Consider the following 19,705-nt stretch of genomic DNA (forward strand, 5'->3'; position numbering starts at 1 on the left):
TAGATTACTTTGAGTAAGCTTGCTTCATAGAATTACAAAAAAACCTTTGGCCAGATCCATGAGAATTACTCAGTAAACTTCGCAAAGGTTTGAATTTATTCTAATCATCATTCTTATGATTTACGGTAATACAACCACCTTTTCCTTACACGAAGCAATGTATTTGGCATATTGTATACAAGTTTCGAGTGAATCCTTTTCTTGCATTGGCCACCATCGAATGGCACCGGTAGGAGCTTTGGAGGCATAGACTTCAACTTCCTCCGGAATTCTTCCAACAACCACTATCTCTGTGTTCCTAAAATTGTTTTCAACACCCCTTTGGAGTGTTTTCATTAATTGGGTGTGCTCTTCAGGACAACTGTATGGGATTGGAAACAGTATTGAGTAACGGGAAGAATCCTCATGAATCACATGCGCAGATTTCCGGGCAGGATCATTAACAGAGGTCTCCCATATACGGTTATATGGTATTTTTTCCGGTAAATCAAGCTCGATTAATCTCATTGTAATTCTTTGATAGTATGCTCTCATTAATTGCCGAACCAGAATTTGAATCTGTTTATTCCTTAAAAATGTGGTATTGCTACCATGTTCATTGCGATATTGGATATATAACAAATCAGGGATCTGTACAATTTTAGTACAAAGAAACGTACGTACCAGCATGTCGTAATCATCTGCTACCAATAATTCATCTCGATGTCCTCCGATTAGATGGTAGCAATCTCTTGTCCACGCACGAGGGTGATTAGGCAAACCGACAAGGTGAGAAATGGTCTTTCCGTTAATAGTTGTATGTTTCTGAGCATTTTGCCATCGGTTCATGTCATGCAGCCAGACCCGGTAATAAATACTGTAACCAAAGCCGCAGTCCCAACCGTACCAATGCGCATAGTTACTTCCTGCATACACCTCGGCACAATCCCCATATACAAACCCACAATCTGGATTTTGCTTAAACGCACTGACAATTTTCTCAAGGCACTCAGCTGTCAGCTCATCATCATGATCGACTTCTACTAATATTTCTCCTCTGCATAGCCCTGCAGCATACCTTTTATTTGCCCCGATATAACCATTACGTGAGTCTTGACGATATCTGCGAACGCGATAGTCATTTAGTGGAAGTAAATATTGTCTATATGTTTCATCATCATCACCGGAATCATCTACGATTACCCATTCCCAATTTGTATATGTCTGTTTCAATAAGGATTGATAGGGCCGATCAATTTTCTCTTTGGATCTGTAGGCTGCAGTAAATACGGATATTAAGGGTGTGGCTGATGAAAAACGAGTTGGAGGAATCATCCGATTCTCTGGGAGAGGGTTTGTAGCTTTGAGCCAGCAGAAAAATAAATGTTCAGGCTGAATTTCGTTAGGTGAATGAAAGTGCAACCAGCGTTTTTTTTCATGCTTAGGCAATTCAATAAGAGCACTAAACGCGCCCCAATCCTCACCCAAAGAAATATAGATGTGAGGTCCTTGGAGAATAGTCTCTTGTATAGGATGGCCTGCTTCATACTGATTTACGGTAATATGGCTTTCTTCCATTTTCTCTACAAACTTTTCAAGTTCATCCTTTAACACCGTATCAGCTACAAAAAGATGTGCTGTCAATAATGGAGTGAAATCAAGTGACATGAACATTCCCCTTTACTAGTTGTGAAGACATTTTTATCATCATTTCGATGCTTCATTAATATATATATGGGAGTGTTTATGTGTATGTTAGCAAATAACAAAAATCCACATTGCCGAATTAGAAAGGTGGATTCAAGTGAAATACCCTTTAGTGAGTGTAGTAATACCTGCTTATAACCGACCGCATACGCTTCAAATCGCCATTGATAGTGTACTCGAACAGACCTACCCGAATATAGAGATCGTCATCTGTGATGATAGCTCGAATAATAATGTACAGGAGATGCTAGTTCCCTATTTAAACGCGTTTCCTCAAATAAAATATTTCAAAAATGAAAAAAATCTTTTTCTTGAAAATTGGCATAAGTGCTATAACTTGGCATCCGGGGAATATATCAATTACTTAATGGATGATGATGTATTTCATAAAGAAAAAATTGCAAAGATGATCTGTTATTTTCGAGAATTTGAGAACATTACGCTGGTTACCTCATACCGACAAACGATTAATGAATCAGGTGTATTTATCCCTCCTCTCTATGCAACGGATAGGTTATATCAAGAAACAAGGATCATGGACGGAAAGCAGCTTGCAAATATTGCATTAAGTCGTTGCTTAAATGTAATAGGTGAACCTACAACGGTATTATTCAAAAAAGCCGATCTTATCGATCCATTTGGAGTGTATTTAGGAAAACAGTATTCTCTTCTCAATGATTTAGCCTCTTGGTTAAACTTACTATCCAAAGGAAAAGCAGTGTATATTCCGGAAGCTCTAAGCTATTTCCGCATACATCCTAATCAAAATAATCAAACACTTGGCCCTAAGGTATTCTCTGAATGGTTGGATATTACTATCGCCGCTAGAGATGATGGATTTCTAGAGACAAACGATTTATATAAAGCTGCCCTCCATTCTTATCTTAATCGTGTAAAGGATCATCATCAATTTTCTAGTGATATTAAGCGAATTGAAATGATATTAACAACGTTATAGAAACTTTTATCTTAGATTTAATTGCTACAAATGAAGGAGGGTCCGTGCATGTTTGAAATCCCCTTTTTACGACCTAACTTAGTAAAAAAAGAACAATTTCTTACTTACTATGAGAAAATTGAGGCAACCCGAATCTATTCTAATTATGGGCCCTTAAACAACCTATTTGAAGAACGTGTCATTACGGAAATGTTCGGAGGGAACGGTTCGGCTGTGACCGTTCATAATGCTACGATCGGACTTATGGTAGCAATTTCTCAATCCAAGCGCTCCAAAGGAAAGTATGCAATTATGCCAAGCTTCACTTTTGCTGCCACCCCCCTTGCCGCACAATGGTGTGGACTTGAACCTTATTTCCTAGATATTGAACCGGACAATTTACAAATGAATAGGGAGCAATTAGAACATACCGTCAAACAGCTTGGAGATGAGGTTGCGGTTGTTATTCCTTATGCCACATTTGGTACAGCCATAGATTTATCGTTATATAATTCGCTAATGCAGCAAGGTGTTCCAGTAGTTATTGATGCTGCTTCTAGTTTTGGCACAAAAACCTTAGAGGAGGCCACTCATTTTGGCAAAGGCTTCGGAGGAGCAGTAGTGTTCAGCTTTCATGCCACCAAATCCTTCGGAATTGGAGAAGGTGGATTGGTCTACAGTATGGACCAGGATCTTATTAAGCGAATACGTCAAGCAGGGAATTTTGGCTTCTCCAGCAACAGGGAGTCCGTTATCCAAGGGTTAAACAGTAAGATGTCGGAGTACACCGCAGCTATTGCCTTAGCTACTCTAGATCAATTCCCCGCCATACAGGAGAATCGAAAGGCAATTTATAAAATGTATCTTCAAGAACTGGACAAAGAAGGTTTATTTGAACAAGGCTGGTCCATGCATAAATCACAAGGATCTGTTGTTCATCAATTTATTTCTATCCTCAGTCCGGAGTCCCATAGTAACAGTGAAGTAGTCGAAACGTTAGCCTCTAACTCCATTGAAGCCAGAACCTACTTTTCCCCGGCATGTCATCAGCATAAGCAATTCCAAGGCTATCCGAGAGCATCCATGAAGGTTACCGAACATACCGCGAAACATATTGTCAGCTTACCCTTGTGGGAGGAACTGGAGGAGGTTACGATTCGAAGAATTACTAAATTTCTTGGAAGCTTGGGAGAAGCTAACCGATGAGAAAACTAGTCATTTGGGGATCTGGTGGTCATGCCAGAGAGATTAACTGGTTATGCGAACAATTAGACGTTCAGGTAATGGGATTTTTAGACGAACGACCTGAGTTCAAAGGCCGGATTGTCGATGGTATTCCCGTTCTGGGAACTTTGGTTGATATTGAGCTATTAAAAAACGAGGTAGAGCTAGTATGCGCCGGGGTGGGCGATACGAGTTTGAAAAAAAGATTCGCTCATGAAACCATCCAATCAGGATTCCGTATTGCATCCGCTTTGATACATCCCCATGTTCGAATCTCTCAAAGTAACATCATCGGAGAAGGAAGTATGATCTTTCAAGGGGCTATCTTATCTGGAAATATCAGGATCGGCCAGCATGTTATTATTAACCAAGGTGTTAGTCTCAGTCATGATGTAATAATTAGTGATTTTGTAACTATGTCTCCTGGTGTTAATGTAGCCGGTAATGTAACCATTGATGAAGGCGCTTATATTGGTATCGCAGCTTCGGTCCGTGAGAAACGCCGCATTGGTTGTTGGTCTACGATTGGTGGAGGAGCATTTGTCAAAGACGACGTTCCCGACTTTACTTTGGTTGCTGGTGTCCCTGCAGTCGTTAAGAAAAGATTTAACTCAACTTAATTTGAACCTTAGGGGCGTTTGATCTTCTCGGACGAATTCTTCACGATACAATCGATCCGGTGATGTGCACCCGAATGTGTTTCATAGGCATATCTCTTAGATTTAAGATATGCCTATGGTCTCATCACTGGTTTTAAGTGTTGTGTTTGAGTCTCCTATTTATTAATATATTTAAAGATATCTTGGTAGTTGATTTTTCACTTTAGTAAACTCTTCATCATAAAGAAAATCTAAAAGCTGGTTACATTTATCTACACTTTCAATTAGATATTTCTTCTTCTCAAATTGATTAAATGTCTTATTTCCAGTCCAAATCCCATTATCGTGCTTTCTATAAACCGTCATAGGTTTATTAATATAACCGATGTCTCCAAACTGAGAATAGACTATATTTAATATCCAATCCCCAACAAAGGAGGAGGTAAATAGATCATCTGGAATTTGATTCAGGTAGCTCGCATCGTAAAAACAACAGGAAATGTTTCCGATTATATTAGACTGAATGATATCTGCAGTAGTATAAATCTCTTTAGTTTTTGCGTACTGTAAGGGATGAGGTCCAAATACACCTTGGTTTTCCCAATATAAAATAATACTATCAAACGAAAGTGCACATTCTGGATGGCTTTCTAATAAGTCTATGTGCTTTTGCAGCCTATGTTCTTCATTCCAATAATCATCACCATCGATTAATGCTAAAAAGTCACTCCCGCGGCAAGCTTCCAATAGGCGTTGTAAATTCTTAACCATTCCCACATTTTCTTCACCTTTTAAGAACACAAAGCTTACTCCATTAGGAATCAGAGAGCTTTTAATAAACGACTCGATATACTCGGCTGTTTTGTCTGTCGATTTATCGTCACAGATAACGATTTTCAAATTAAAGTCACCTTTTTGAGTCACAATAGATTGAAGACATTGTAGAATATAGTTTTCATGGTTATATGCAAGAACACCTACGTTAACCGTAGGTTTCTTTTTTTGTGTTTGTTGTTCAATATTACGGAGCTTAGTATAAAGATTTTTTAACTTTTTTGAGGTCAAATTTGCAAGGTCTACATTTTTTTGATTTTTTTCTTTTTTCATTAGAATTCCATAGTACATCGTTTCGAATAAAACAATATAATCCTGTTTAATATCGTCATAGCATTGTCTTACTGAATCCCAATGGATATCATCAAAAACAATGAATCCCCCGTCTTTAATAAGAGGAGCATAATTGGTGAGATCCTCAAGTACATGCTTATATTCATGATTGCCATCTATATGGAGCATATCAATTTCGATATGTTGTAAATCTATAACAGCTTCGGATGAGGTTTTTCTGATTAATTCAATTACATTTTTAAGTCCAAATACTTCTCGCTTTAAAATGAAATTTATATATAGATCTTCGAAATTCAATTTTTCAACAAAGTTATTTACTTGATCTCTTAAGTTTTCATCAATATCGTATTGCATGGCTTCACTGAGCTCATAAGGGTCTATTCCGTAAGCAGTTCCAGCATTATCTTTAATAGCTTGTGATACAGAAAGGATACTTCTTCCTTTATAAACACCAATCTCCACATAATTCTTAAGGTCGAATTTCTTGATTAAGTATGCCATAACATAACATTTATTCAGAGGGCTGCCCCCTCCAAAATCATGTAAGGAAGAATCAGTTTGTATTTTCATAATTCTTTGAAACAAACTATTCCTATTAATCATTATTTACCCCCTCATGATCCAGACAATTGTTGAACAACCTGTTTAGCTTCACCAACCTGAGCAGTACACCTTTTTATAGGTGAGCTACATATTTTTTAGAAGTTTTTTGGAAAGATGTACTTCAATAGAATTTTATCTAATTATTCTATTCCGTCTGAGGATTTTTGTGACATGAAAATTAATATAAGTGAAGAATAACTCTGAAGACATGTTCTGGGTTGGCTTTAAGGCACATCTTTTAATTGATTGCAAAAGTCGGTATAACTTAACAGCGCTGCTTTCTTCCGGCAACGTTGTAAGGATCGCAATACACTAACAACAGTGGATTTTGAGCTTGCTTGTCTAATGTACACAGCATGTAAATTAACAGTTTAGTAGATTGCGGGTATAGGTAGTGAGTTCTTAAATAAAAAAGACTGACAATTCTATGTAAAAACGTCCACACGTAGCTTTAAGCTATGAATATTACTGTATAGAGCTGTATATAGCTAATCATTTCGAAACATAGAGCTAATGTTGCCGTTCTAAACTTTCAATTTGTAATAGAGGGGAGGAACAAAAAAGATGGCGATATATAAAACGGGACCTATAGATAATAGTCCTTTTATGGGAGTTAGAGAGACACAAATCCTAACAGTGAACATAGTAAATCGCGATGCTATCAATCCTTATAACCTTGTAATTCAAGGTTTTGTATTAGATGTTGTAAGAACGATGTATGTGAATGAAATGCTAGTTATTGCGCCTAATCAAGCATTGACCAGAGTTTTTTTTGCTGATTTAAATGCCTTTGAATTTCTGTTTGAAACGGGAGAGGAGATAGAAACAGAGATAGGAATCTCAGTCTGGGGAAAACAGTCTTCTGGGCAATTGGTAGATCTTCATCGAATAGTAACTTGGGAGAAGAAGGAAGGGATAATACCCACTGTTAATTAACGATAACCGATACTTTCTGATATCTTATACAGTTCTCCTATAGAAGAGAAAAGTTGAAAATGAGGGGTTGCGAAAATGAGTCAATTATCTACGGGACCTATAGAGAATAATCCGGTAGACGGTGTAAGACCAACTCAGATTGTTACTATTAAACTTGTGAATCAGAGTGATACTCTTATATCGTCGCTTCTAATTGAAGGATACTATATGGAAGGTGTAAGAACGCTTTATGTTAGTGAACTTCATTTAATAGAACCTGAAGAAGTGATAACAAGGGATTATTATGCAAATTTTGATTCGTTTGAATTCTTATTCATAACACCGGATCCGATAGACGATCCAATTGAAATCTCAGTTTGGGGGAAAAGTAGTACAGGCCAATTAGTGACTGCTCATCGTCTTGTCTACTCAGAATTGTATGGAGAATATATTGGATATACGGGAGCAACAGGAGCGACTGGTGCAACAGGAGGAAACGGGTCAACAGGACCAACCGGAGCAACAGGTACAGAAGGAACGCCAGGGAGAGATGGAGCGACTGGAGCAACAGGAGCAGGAGTGACAGGTGCGACAGGTGCAAATGGTGTAACAGGTGCGACAGGTGCGACAGGAGCAACAGGCGTTGCTGGGGTGACTGGAGCGACTGGTGCAACGGGTGTAACAGGTGCGACAGGTGCAAATGGTGTAACAGGTGCGACAGGTGCGACAGGAGCAACAGGCGTTGCTGGGGTGACTGGAGCGACTGGTGCAACGGGTGTAACAGGTGTAACAGGTGCAACAGGTGGAACGGGAGCAGGAGTGACAGGTGCGACAGGAGCAACAGGCGTTGCTGGGGTGACTGGAGCGACTGGTGCTACGGGTGCAACGGGAGCAGGAGTGACAGGTGCGACAGGAGTAACGGGCGTTGCTGGGGTGACTGGAGCGACTGGTGCAACAGGTGTAACGGGAGCAGGAGTGACAGGTGCAACAGGAGTAACGGGCGTTGCTGGGGTGACTGGAGCGACTGGTGCAACAGGAGTAACGGGAGCAGGAGTAACAGGTGCGACAGGAGCAACGGGCGTTGCTGGGGTGACTGGTGCAACAGGAGTGACAGGTGCGACAGGAGCAACGGGCGTTGCTGGGGTGACTGGAGCAACTGGAGCAACTGGTGCAACGGGTGTAACGGGAGCAGGAGTAACAGGTGCGACAGGAGCAACAGGCGTTGCTGGGGTGACTGGAGCGACTGGAGTAACTGGAGTAACTGGTATTACCGGTACCACAGGAGCAACAGGGCCTAATATTGAACAAGAGGGATTCTCTGCATTTAAATCATCATTGGGAGTTTCCACATCTGCACAAATAACAGGCTGGACTGTTACACCGCCTTATTATGATAGTCCGTTTTTTAACGAAGTTACGGGTAGTTATACTATTCCGACTACTGGCAGATATTCGATTGAAGCGACTATCAACTATTCCACAACTGCTACAATCACATTAAGTCTTGGTAGTGCGATCAATCCGGCATTTGTAGTTCAGAGAACTACCCCTAACCCAACAAATCTGGTAAGTGGCTTGTTTCCTGTGCTAGATGTGAATGTTGCGCTCGTATTAACGTTGAGAGCTATCTTGGGAAGTGGGACCGTGACGCTCGCTGGAGAATTTGCACTAACAGCAGGTGATATTATTGGATTGTTCTATGTGGCTAATGGCTTGACTGTTCCACTGACTTTGGGCGGAGCTAACACAGCGGGGATCGTTTGGTCTGTCCATCAAATGACTTAATTATTTCTCTAGGTTTGATAGTTACAAACAGGGGATACTCAGCAATTGCCGATGCGGCTCCCCGGTGTCCTCTGTTTTGTTAACCTAACATTGTTGAGGACTAACCGGAATTATGCATTTAATATAAAGGAGTTGGGAAGATGAGCCATTTATCTACGGGACCTATAGAGAACAATCTGGTAGACGGTGTGAGACCAACTCAGATGGTTACTTTAAAACTCGTGAATCAGAGTGATGTTCCTATATCGTCGATTCTAGTTGAAGGCTATTATATGAATGGTATAAGAACGCTATATGTTAGTGAACTTCATACTATTGGATCTAATGGAGTGATAACAAAAGATTATTATGCAAATTTTGATTCATTCGAATTTTTAATCACAACACCTGCTGTCATAGACGATCCTATTGAAGTTTCAGTTTGGGGAAAAAGCAGCTCAGGTCAATTAGTAACTGCTCATCGGCTTGTCCACTCTGAATTATATGGTGAATATGTAGGATTTACTGGTGCAACCGGAGAAACGGGAAGCACCGGAGCAAACGGAGTAGCAGGAGCAACCGGAGAAACAGGAAGCACCGGAGCAAACGGAGTAGCAGGAGCAACGGGAGCAACAGGAGCTACTGGTTCAGGTGCAATCATTCCTTATGCGTCTGGTCTTCCTGTAGCTGTGACAACTGTATTGGGAGGTCTATTGAATACTTCAAGTATTGTAGGATTCGGCAGCAATGCAACTAACATTAGTGTTGCTGGCGGTACGATAGATCTTACAGGTGCGGCTGGAACCTTGCTGAACTTTGCATTCTCAGTTCCACGGACCGGAACGATTACCTCTTTGGCAGCCTATTTCAGTACTACAGTCGCGCTTAGTTTAATTGGGAGCACAATAACAATCACGGCACAACTATTTAGTTCATCAGCACCTAATAATCTCTTTACAGCAGTACCTGGGGCTTTAGTCACATTGAGTCCTTCTCTTACAGGATTACCTCCTATAGGAACTATCAGCTTTGGCTCAACCACAGGTTTAAGTATACCTGTAACCGTTGGTCAACGTTTATTGTTAGTCTTCTCTGCATCTGTAACTGAGGGGCTTGACGTAGCAGCAGTCGTTGCCGGATACGCTAGTGCTGGAGTTACTATTGTATAATCGGATTAAACTAATATTGAAATAGTTATAGAAATAGGGATGTTCCGAAAGCCATGAGGCTGTAGGATATCCCTATTTTTTTGTCCTTGTTTATCCAGGCCAACAGACTCCCCTTCTTCAATGCTCGGCTTTTCTTCAATTGGGATGAAAACAGAGAACATCGTGTTGATTTGGTGGAGTTGGACAGACATGACGCCGAATGAGCAAAAAGAAGGACCAGCAAAAAACGTAAGGAAACCCGGATTTAGTGTTCATCTATTCCACACATAAAGGAAAGCTCGCATCGGAAGCAGAAGTTGTCCCCGGATTTCCAACGCGAAGAGCGGTGAAAATTCAAGAAGTCTGGGGAGTTTATTTAAATCATCAGAATTTCTCGGATGTCTTGTTCTGTAAGGGTAGATAACCCTTCCTGACCTGGCTGGATCACTTCATCGATTAAGTTCCTTTTCTTCTGTTGTAGCTCATACATCTTGTCTTCCACAGTACCTTGGGTGACGAGCCGAATGACTTGAACTACTTTTTTCTGTCCGATTCGGTGAGCCCGATCTGCAGCTTGCTGTTCGACGGCAGGGTTCCACCATAGATCGTATAGAATGACAGTGTCTGCTCCTGTTAAGTTGAGTCCGGTTCCGCCAGCTTTTAAGGAGATAAGGAAAATATCCCGCTCCCCTTCATTAAATTGATTACATAAATCTACGCGCTGAGACACAGGCGTTTGACCGTCTAGGTAAAAATATGGAATACCTTGATAGCCGAGTTCACGTCCAATCAAACCGAGCATTTCTGTGAACTGGGAGAATACTAGCATTCGTTTACCCGAACTGCGGCATTCCTCTATGATTTCAAACAGCTGCTCGAACTTGGCAGAGCTTCCTTCATACCCATCCACAAATAGAGCCGGGTGACAGCATAGCTGGCGCAGACGGGTGAGACCAGCAAGGATTTTAATCCGATTATTATTACCGAAGCTATCCTGGGTCAGATGCTTAAGCGCCTCTTTTTTCAAACGGGCGAGATAAGCGACATATAACTTCTTCTGCTCAGGGAACAGCTCACAGGCTTGGAGTGATTCGATTTTCTCAGGCAATTCTTTTAACACATCACTCTTTAAGCGCCGCAGCAAAAAAGGACGTGCCCGTTTAGCGATAGTTTCCCTCGGCAAATCGTGAAAAGCCTTCTTACCTGGAAACAACCCGGGAAACACAGTGCCGAAGATGGACCATAGATCTTCTAGCGCATTCTCCACAGGAGTCCCAGTAAGTGCAAAACGATGCCGGGCTTGAAGAGCCATAACTGCTTGAGCGGTCTGCGTCGTATGGTTCTTTATGGTTTGCGCTTCATCGAGAATCAGGGTGTGAAAAGATTTCTTAGCATACAACTGAACATCTCTGCGAAGCAGCGGGTAAGAGGTGATAATTACATCCGCCTTCGCTGCATTTTTTAAAATTCGACTGCGTTCCGTTAAGCTTCCATCTGCAATAACAGCCTTAATCTCAGGCGTGAACTTTTTAAGCTCATTATGCCAATTGTAGGTGAGAGAGGCAGGAGCGACAATAAGAGCGGGCAGACCACTCTGACGAATATCCGGAAGCTCAGAGAGCAGAAAAGCGATACTCTGCAGCGTTTTGCCAAGCCCCATATCATCCGCTAAAATTCCCCCAAAACGGTAATGGGCTAGCGTCTTCAGCCACTGAAATCCATACTGCTGATAATCCCGGAGCACAGGAGCCAGACTCTCTGGTATAGGGAAATCAAGGTTCTCAGGATTGTGCATATTCGCAAGTAATCTTTTAAAGGATCTGCTCAGTTTGACTGAGTCACTTTGAGAATCGGAAGAGGTTAAGTGTAACCCACGAACGACTGGTAAAGAAAATTGCGCACCTTTAATCTCACCTTCTCGGATGCCCATCTCGTTCATAAAGGTGATGATTTCTTGGAGCTCCTCGCTCTCCAGAGGTAGCAGTGCCCCTTCGGGCAATCGGTAGTATTTACGTTTATCCTGAAGTGATTTTAAGACCATCACAATCTCAGATTCTGGAATACCACCCATGTCGAATTTAAAATCAAGCCAGTCGGTTTTCTCATTCCAACTAATGCTTACCTTGGGTGGCGTGGTTCCCGTGAACAGTCTCTCTTTAACAGCGGTGGTCGCATAGACCGTTAATAGTGGCTCAAGCAACAAAATCGTGTGGTATAAAAAATCGTACTCACCGTCCTCATCCGTCATAATATACCCGCCTTCGGTTTTGGCGAAGGATTCATGCTCCATCAGCTCCAGAATTCGGTCCTCTCCTTCACCGTCGCGTATAAGAATCAAGTCCGTACCGCGAACATGTGCTTTTTCATCCAAAGGATTGATGATAATGTCACCATATTGAAACTCTAGCCCGGCGAGCAGTCGATCTCGCACACGGTCCAGATAGAGCCTCGCTATAAGCTTGTGTTGCACAATTCGATCAGCAATAGAGTCGGCGATATGCACGTTTCCCAGTTTTTTCAGACCAGGAATAACCTTGTCCATAAAAGGCTCCATTTGTTCGGGGGCAATATCGATGCCATCTCGACGAGAAAATTCCAGTATTTTCTTCATCTCAGATAGGCGCATGCATTCCTGAGCAGTTAGCTTCAACAGCTTACCTTCAGACAGCACGAGTCCGTAATCTTCCAGAACTGAGATCTGCTCCAGTCCTTGAATATCCAGATGGTAGCCTTCGCCTTCGGCTTGTTCGAACGCAAAGCTAAGGGGCGGTGCTTCATTAGACATATGAATGCCTTCGTACAACACCTCTTCTTGTTGCAGATATACCGACGGAACCTCTGAAAGTGCGGGCTGAAGCGTCTCCCAGAAAAAAGGAGGGATAGCCAGCTGGCGATCTCCCCCCAGGTTGCCACCATATGGAGAGTAGTTAGTGACGTTATCGAGATACATTTTTTCATTTAAGACAATTTCAATTAGCTTCTGAAGAACGATGTTATCTTCCTTCCGAAAGCTGTGAATGGCAGGGTCATAGACGAAATGCTTCGAGAATTCGAAGGTTTCTCCACGATGTACACGTTCCAGAAAACCTCTGATTTTATGAACGACATATAGTCGTTTCGAGCCGATTTTCATTTCTATTCCCAGCATGGTAGTGCTATAGCTGTAAGTGAATGGCTTGCAGATGAACTCGACATTTAAAGGGATCCTATTATCTACAAAAGCCCCAGTACCGCTCGGACGCGGCTTATGGTTACTGAACATGCCTAGCAGGCTGCTCACAAGATGCTGGTCTCTGGACCTTCCTCCCATGTCTCGCGTAGAATCCGTAACATTACGTGGTGTTAAGACTCCAGTATCTTCAATAGTAGAAAGGCTAGAAGTTCCAGTATGAGCTGGCCGTTCTCCAGCAGTTTCAAGGGCATCAATGCTGATCAGTACGGCTGCGATATGTTTGCAGAAAGGCCCTCCATGCGTGTAAGCAGGACAAGTACATTCTGCCGTGACATCACCGTCGATATCGATGACAACCATGACTTCGTAGCCAATGCCCCCTTGAACGAGCGCTTCATAACGAGAGCGGGGCAGATCTGGGATGGATTCATTACGTTCTTCAATATCTATTATATCTACGCTTCCAGACTGGTAATAAGCCAATCCTTTTTCAAAAATAGACTTGCCGCACAGCAGCTTAATTACCCGTTCTGTCACACTAAAGCCCATAACATAATTCCTTTCTCGTAACTTGTTCTTTGAAAAGTCCGATTATTATATAGTCCTTATGATAACAGAACGGGCGTGCGCATCAAATAGGGGCTGCTACTCCACTAATCCCGTGCATAATAAAACGGATCGTCAGGTTAATCTCTTCCTCATCGTTCCAGTCCTTCTCCGGTTGTAGCAGCAGGCGATTAAGCAAATACCCACCAATGGATGAAATAGTGAAACGTAGAATAGCGGGTGTGGGTAATTCAATGACTTCACCTTTTGCCTTGAAGTGTTCAACAATTTCGATGACGCGCTCCAGCACCTTGCTTAGAATATTTTCTGCGAACTGTTCTCTGAGCAACGGTTGGAAAGGAATCTCCTGTATCAGAATCTTTAGCATTTTAAAATTTCTACGGGCGAACTCCAGACGATTGACGATAAATGATCGTAGGAATTCTTCAAAACTGTCATAGGGAACATCGAGTACGCCGTTGAAATTCCGCAGTACAAAAGGAGCGAGCATACGACTCATGGTGGGACCAATGATGGAGAGCAGTAAATCTTTTTTGGTTTTGTAATATCGGAAAATCGTACCCTCTGCTACGCCTGCCTTTTGAGCAATTTCACTAGTCGCAGCAGCAGCGTAACCTTTTTCGGAGAACACCTCAATCGCCGCATGCAAAATGGAAATCTGCTTCGGTGTCAGTTTATCCTCTTCACTTATGTTTAGCAGCTCTTCAATCCACTGCTCTTCTATATTTTGTTCCGTAGAATCATATTCTTTCATTACAATTATCCTCCAAACTTGGTTCATTCCGTTCAACCGATGAAAGTTCTTAGTGAGGCTACATTTTCCGGTGTTTGCGCAGTGCCAATACATTCAGCACCATGAATATTAGTGAGAATCCGATCAGTACATAGACATCCAGAGCGATGGAATTCCATCCTTTGCCACGGATCATGATGTTCATAAGCGCTTCTGATCCATAATAAATTGGGGTTGCGTAACCGATGCGCTGTAGCCACAGCGGTAGGGTGTCGAGTGGGAACAGTCCGCTGAGGAAAACTTGTGGCACGATAATAAGCGGGATGAACTGAATCATCTGTAGCTCGTTGGCTGCAAAAGCAGATAATAGCGTGCCCAGCGTCAGTGCAGTCATTGACAGGAGTAAGGTGATCAGCATTACGTAACCAAAGCTTCCCGTCATCATAATGCCAAGAATCTGAATGGAAAACCACGAGATCAATAGCGCTTGGAATACGGTGAAAATGCCGAAACCACATACATACCCGAGTACAATCTCCCATCTTTTTAAAGGAGTGGAAAGTAAACGTTCAAGGGTGCCTGTAGTCCGCTCTCGCAGGAAAGAAACACCGGCAATCAGGAATACGAAAAAGAAAACAAATACACCAATCATAATCGGACCGAAGCGGTCAATCGTCTTCATATTCTCAGAACCGTATAAGTAGCTGATCTGGGGCTGTAATTGAAGCTGTTCCTCTGTACTTGGAAGAAGCTTCTGAGAAAGCTTTTGAAGCGTCATAATTACAGCCTTGTTGGCTGTAGGATTGCTACCCTCTAACAACACTTGAGGGATGACTCCTGAATTCCCAACGTTTCCGTCCAAAGTGATTAAAGCGTCAATCTTTCCTTCTACTAGAGCACTTTTCCCTAGCTCTTCGCTGGCATACTCTTTAATTGTGGTATTTTCTTCTTTTAACGCAGCTGAGATATTTAGTGGCACACCGGATACTCCGATTTTTGGCTCATAGGCGTCCCCGTTGAAGACCAAGCTCATTAAACTTAGAACGATAAGCGGTGCAATGAACATTAAGGCCATCGTTCTTTTATCATGAATAAATTGTCGCAAAATCCGTAAGGTGATCGCTCGGATTCTCATGAACGGACACCTCCATAATATAGAAAGGCTTCTTCAATAGAAGCTGAGCCAGTGGCTTCAAGCAGTCCGGCAGGTGTGTCGGCGGCAAGCAGCTTGCCATCACGGATCATTCCAAGGCGATCACATTTCTCAGCTTCATCCATGACATGCGTAGTGAGTACAATCGTGGTACCTTTCTCGTTCAGCGCTTTTAGTTCTTTCCAGATGGATAGTCGGAGTACAGGATCGATACCAACTGTTGGCTCATCAAGAAGAAGTAGCGGAGGCTCATGAAGCAGCGCAATCGCCAGGGATAGGCGGCGTTTCATTCCGCCAGAGTATTGATCTACTCTTTTGCGCAGATGCTCCTGAAGATCTACTAGTTCCATAACAGCTTTGATGCGTTTTCCGCGCTCCGCACCTTTTAGTCCATATAGCGCAGCGAAGAACTCCAGATTTTCTTTTGCGCTGAGTTCCGTATATAGGGCATCAGATTGAGCCATGTATCCAATTTGCTGCAGCATGGATAACTTAGGCATGGTGACACCAAGCACCTTTACCTCACCTGAGGTCACCTCATCGATACCTGTAAGCAGCTTTACTAGCGTTGTTTTTCCGGAGCCAGAGGGCCCTAATATGCCGAAGGTTTCCGCACGCTCCACTTGAAGTGAAATATCTTCGAGCACCTGTTTGTCTCCAAAGGCTTTACTAACATGGCTCACTGAAATGACTGGAACTTCCGAACCCATATTCATCTCCTCGATTCTGAATAGTCTGGGATACAAATTGGTGTTACTGAGTGCTCTGCACAACAATAATGAGTGAGCGCTCACTCATTATTGTGCTCCGGAATCCAGTAAATGTAAAGTGCTAGATTTCCGCTACTTGAAACTAACTTACAATTAGGTTTAAATCGCAAAGTAGCGGCATTTTTGCACAAGATGCGAATACCTGCTCACGAATCAACTTGATATGATGTTAATAAGGAATCCAGCTGGGATGTTCGACAACTCAATGATGCAAATGCCATTGCTTCCGAAATTGATTAGGCGTTGTGCCGAAATGGGTTTTGAACAATTTGCAAAAATGAGAGCAATTTGTGATCCCCACTTCCTCGGCGATGTGTGCAACTGTGTATTTGCTTGAAGTCAGAAGATGAACGGCTTCCTGCATTCTTTTGACCGTTAAATAATCGGAAATACTGCTGCCTGTACATTCCTTGAACAAGTGGGATAAATGATGGGGTGAAAGATGCAGATCCTTGCTCATTTGATCAAGCCGCAAAGGTTCCTTGTAATGCAACTGCAGCCATTCCATAATACGTTCTGCCTGATGTGGTTTACGAAGCAATTGTTCCATGGAGGCCGGCTTCTGCTGTGTATCCCAAAGCGGCTTTAAAGTACGTAGGAACGTGATGAGAAACAATGAGACCTCTTCCATGAAATCATTTTTGTGCAAAGTTGGAAGCGCTTTATCCAGATCCTTCAAAAGAGCTATCAGGGATTGCAGGTCCTGCTGTTCATACCATCGAGGTGAGGCAGAATTGCCGCTGTGAATATGATTGAAAAAGCTTTGTAGGATGGGCCACTTTTCAAAATAAGCTTTAAATATGCTGGGCTCATAATGCACGATCGAACGCACGAACGGAACCGCCTCATTAATTTCAATTTGAATATGATGCAGTTGATACGGCTGGAAAATACAAATCATCCCTGGCTTTATTTCATAGCTATTTTGATCAATAATCAGCGTCCCTTTACCTTCATGAACAATAAGAATTTCAACACCCTGATGAGCATGGAATGTACCTTGATAGTCGTCTGTATTTGTACTTGTTCTTTTATATACAAAATAGAGTTGGAACGGTTGTAAGTCCTGCTGCTCATGGTACGTCACATTCGTGTTCCTCCTATTAGTAGGGATGCGGATAACCTATCGTTTACAAAAGTATAAGAGAACCATTGCACAGCTAGCAACATCTAGATTAAAAAGTCTTACTCACTAATGGAGGACACCGAATTATGGCAGAACAAAAGACAGAATTACATAACGCAGGGTATAAAGCTTGGCTCGAATATCCATATATTCAATCGAGTGCAGTAAGAGAGTGCTATTCTCCTTGGTGCTATAACATTTTGACAGTCAAACAAGATCATCCAGTGATCATAAGTGCTGTGCAAGAACTAACACGTGGCATACAAGGAATGCTGGATATAGAAGCTACCATTGCTGAATCTCAGGAAAAAGATAAACAAGCTTGTATTGCAATCGGTACGTTTGATAGTAATCATCCGTTGATTACGCATACCTTTAGCGAGGCTACAAGGACAGCAATTGGATCAGAAGGATATGCCATTCGAACAAACACGGAGAAGGACTGTATTGCGATTGGTGCTTCCACACCCGTGGGTTTACTGTACGGTGTATTTGCATTCCTACGCTTACTTGGAACGGGTCAATCTATTAAGGCGTTGGATATGTTGGATCAGCCGGTAAATACGCTCCGCATGATGAATCAATGGGATAACATCGATGGAAGCATCGAACGTGGTTACGCAGGGAAGTCCATATTCTACTCAGACAACGAAATCACTAAGGACTTTGATCGATTGCAAGATTATGCGAGAATGCTCGCTTCGATAGGAATCAATGCGATTGCTATAAACAATGTCAATGTACATCGGTTTGAAACGATGTTTATTACGGAGCGCTATCTTCCTGACATCACGAGGATTGCCGATATCTTCCGTACCTACGGGGTGAAGCTGTTCCTAAGTATTAACTATGCTAGCCCGATCGAAATCGGTGGATTGAATACAGCTGATCCGTTAGATTCTGATGTACGCCAATGGTGGAAGGCAAAGGCGGTAGAAATTTATAAATTGATTCCAGATTTCGGCGGTTTCCTCGTAAAAGCTGATTCAGAGAATCGTCCAGGTCCATTCACTTATGATCGTGATCATGCAGAAGGTTCGAACATGCTGGCTGAAGCTTTATTGCCTTTCGGGGGAATCGTCATCTGGCGCTGCTTCGTTTACAATTGCAAACAGGATTGGCGGGATCGCTCCACCGATCGTGCACGAGCGGCATATGATCACTTTAAACCGCTAGATGGTCGATTCATGGATAATGTTATTTTGCAGGTGAAGAATGGTCCTATGGATTTTCAAGTACGGGAAGGTGTGTCTCCGTTGTTCGGTGCCATGAAGCATACGAATATGATGATTGAATTTCAGGTTACACAGGAATACACAGGCCAACAGCGCCATGTCTGCTACCTCATTCCTCAATGGAAGGAAGTTCTTGATTTTAATACTTACGCAACGGATTCGGAGTCATCGGTGAAACGGGTCGTCGATGGATCCATGTACGGTTATAAATATAGCGGCTTCGCTGCTGTTTCAAATATTGGTAATGATCATAACTGGACGGGGCATTTGTTAGCGCAGGCCAATCTATATGGTTACGGTCGTCTCGCTTGGAATCCGGAATTAAGTGCAGAGCAAATCGCGAAGGAATGGATTATGCTCACGTTCAGTGCAGAGGATGAGCAGTTAATAGATACGATTCGTGAGATCTTGTTAACCTCCTGGAATATCTATGAATCTTATACTTCGCCGCTTGGGGTAGGCTGGATGGTCAATCCTGATCATCATTACGGTCCAAATGTGGATGGATATGAATATTCGAAATGGGGAACGTATCATTTTGCAGACTTACAAGGTATTGGCGTAGACCGGACAATAAAGACGGGTACGGGATATGTTGCTCAGTATCAAGGAGCGAATGTAGATTTGTATGAATCGGTAGCTACTTGTCCAGATGAGCTATTACTGTTCTTTCATCATGTACCGTATACGCATACTCTTAAATCTGGTAAAACGGTCATCCAGCATATTTATGATACGCATTTTGATGGCGTGGATCGCGCAGCAGGGCTGAAAGAGAAGTGGCAATCCCTTGAGGGGAAAATGGACGGCAGCAGGTTTGGGCAGGTGGCAGACCGTCTGCACGAACAGGTACTACATGCCCGCGAGTGGAGAGATATCATCAATACGTATTTCTATCGAAAAAGCGGTATCCTAGACCAGCATCAACGTACAATATACTAAATA

General features: G+C 42.4%; 13 protein-coding genes and 1 pseudogene. 7 read left to right on the forward strand and 7 right to left on the reverse strand.

Annotated elements, in window-relative coordinates:
• Positions 1–120 precede the first annotated feature (120 nt).
• Positions 121–1,647: a glycosyltransferase gene (locus tag NSQ29_RS02090; RefSeq protein ID WP_341124269.1), complete on the reverse strand. Its 1,527-nt coding sequence runs from the start codon at positions 1,645–1,647 to the stop codon at positions 121–123.
• 136 nt (positions 1,648–1,783) lie between these two features.
• On the opposite strand from NSQ29_RS02090, the gene NSQ29_RS02095 reads away from it, so the two are divergent.
• Genes NSQ29_RS02095 through NSQ29_RS02105 form a run of 3 tightly spaced genes read left to right on the forward strand, consistent with a single transcriptional unit; the run spans position 1,784 to position 4,467 of the window.
• The gene (locus NSQ29_RS02095; protein ID WP_341124270.1) at positions 1,784–2,644 is read left to right on the forward strand and encodes a glycosyltransferase family 2 protein; all 861 of its coding nucleotides are present in this window, start codon (positions 1,784–1,786) and stop codon (positions 2,642–2,644) included.
• Between the two features lie 48 nt (positions 2,645–2,692).
• Positions 2,693–3,829, forward strand: coding sequence for a DegT/DnrJ/EryC1/StrS family aminotransferase (locus NSQ29_RS02100; protein ID WP_341124271.1), 1,137 nt, complete (start codon positions 2,693–2,695; stop codon positions 3,827–3,829).
• Entirely contained in the window at positions 3,826–4,467 is a 642-nt protein-coding gene (locus tag NSQ29_RS02105; RefSeq protein ID WP_341124272.1) for an acetyltransferase, read from the forward strand. Before NSQ29_RS02100 ends, NSQ29_RS02105 begins: the two co-directional genes overlap by 4 nt.
• Before the next feature lie 171 nt (positions 4,468–4,638).
• On the opposite strand, the gene NSQ29_RS02110 is transcribed toward NSQ29_RS02105, so the two are convergent.
• Entirely contained in the window at positions 4,639–6,177 is a 1,539-nt protein-coding gene (locus NSQ29_RS02110; protein WP_341124273.1) for a class I SAM-dependent methyltransferase, read from the reverse strand.
• Between the two features lie 564 nt (positions 6,178–6,741).
• Between NSQ29_RS02110 and NSQ29_RS02115 the strand changes: the two genes are divergently transcribed.
• The 3 genes and pseudogenes from NSQ29_RS02115 to NSQ29_RS02125 all read left to right on the forward strand — a co-directional run.
• Entirely contained in the window at positions 6,742–7,113 is a 372-nt protein-coding gene (locus tag NSQ29_RS02115) for a hypothetical protein (RefSeq protein WP_341124274.1), read from the forward strand.
• Between the two features lie 75 nt (positions 7,114–7,188).
• Positions 7,189–8,877 (forward strand): collagen-like protein, encoded by a 1,689-nt coding sequence (locus NSQ29_RS02120; protein WP_341124275.1) that lies wholly within the window; start codon positions 7,189–7,191, stop codon positions 8,875–8,877.
• Between the two features lie 497 nt (positions 8,878–9,374).
• A pseudogene (locus NSQ29_RS02125) lies at positions 9,375–10,025 on the forward strand (exosporium glycoprotein BclB-related protein); the annotation flags it as partial.
• Between the two features lie 355 nt (positions 10,026–10,380).
• Here NSQ29_RS02125 and NSQ29_RS02130 read toward each other — a convergent pair.
• The 5 genes from NSQ29_RS02130 to NSQ29_RS02150 all read right to left on the reverse strand — a co-directional run bounded on the left by NSQ29_RS02130 (position 10,381) and on the right by NSQ29_RS02150 (position 17,486).
• Entirely contained in the window at positions 10,381–13,725 is a 3,345-nt protein-coding gene (locus NSQ29_RS02130; RefSeq protein WP_341124276.1) for a DEAD/DEAH box helicase, read from the reverse strand.
• Between the two features lie 82 nt (positions 13,726–13,807).
• Positions 13,808–14,497, reverse strand: coding sequence for a TetR/AcrR family transcriptional regulator (locus tag NSQ29_RS02135; protein WP_341124277.1), 690 nt, complete (start codon positions 14,495–14,497; stop codon positions 13,808–13,810).
• Between the two features lie 58 nt (positions 14,498–14,555).
• Positions 14,556–15,611 (reverse strand): ABC transporter permease, encoded by a 1,056-nt coding sequence (locus NSQ29_RS02140; protein ID WP_341124278.1) that lies wholly within the window; start codon positions 15,609–15,611, stop codon positions 14,556–14,558.
• On the reverse strand, positions 15,608–16,339 hold the full coding sequence (locus NSQ29_RS02145; protein WP_042191293.1) for an ABC transporter ATP-binding protein: 732 nt from the start codon (positions 16,337–16,339) through the stop codon (positions 15,608–15,610). Before NSQ29_RS02145 ends, NSQ29_RS02140 begins: the two co-directional genes overlap by 4 nt.
• A 262-nt stretch (positions 16,340–16,601) precedes the next feature.
• Positions 16,602–17,486, reverse strand: a complete 885-nt coding sequence (locus NSQ29_RS02150; RefSeq protein ID WP_341124279.1) for an AraC family transcriptional regulator — start codon at positions 17,484–17,486, stop codon at positions 16,602–16,604.
• Positions 17,487–17,611: 125 nt separating this feature from the next.
• Between NSQ29_RS02150 and NSQ29_RS02155 the strand changes: the two genes are divergently transcribed.
• Positions 17,612–19,702 carry an alpha-glucuronidase family glycosyl hydrolase gene (locus NSQ29_RS02155; RefSeq protein ID WP_341124280.1) on the forward strand — a complete coding sequence of 697 codons (2,091 nt, stop codon included), beginning with the start codon at positions 17,612–17,614 and terminating at the stop codon, positions 19,700–19,702.
• The last annotated feature ends 3 nt before the right edge of the window (positions 19,703–19,705 follow it).

Origin of the sequence: Paenibacillus sp. FSL F4-0236 (genome assembly GCF_038000135.1) — a bacterium.
Taxonomy (GTDB): Bacteria; Bacillota; Bacilli; order Paenibacillales; family Paenibacillaceae; genus Paenibacillus_AQ.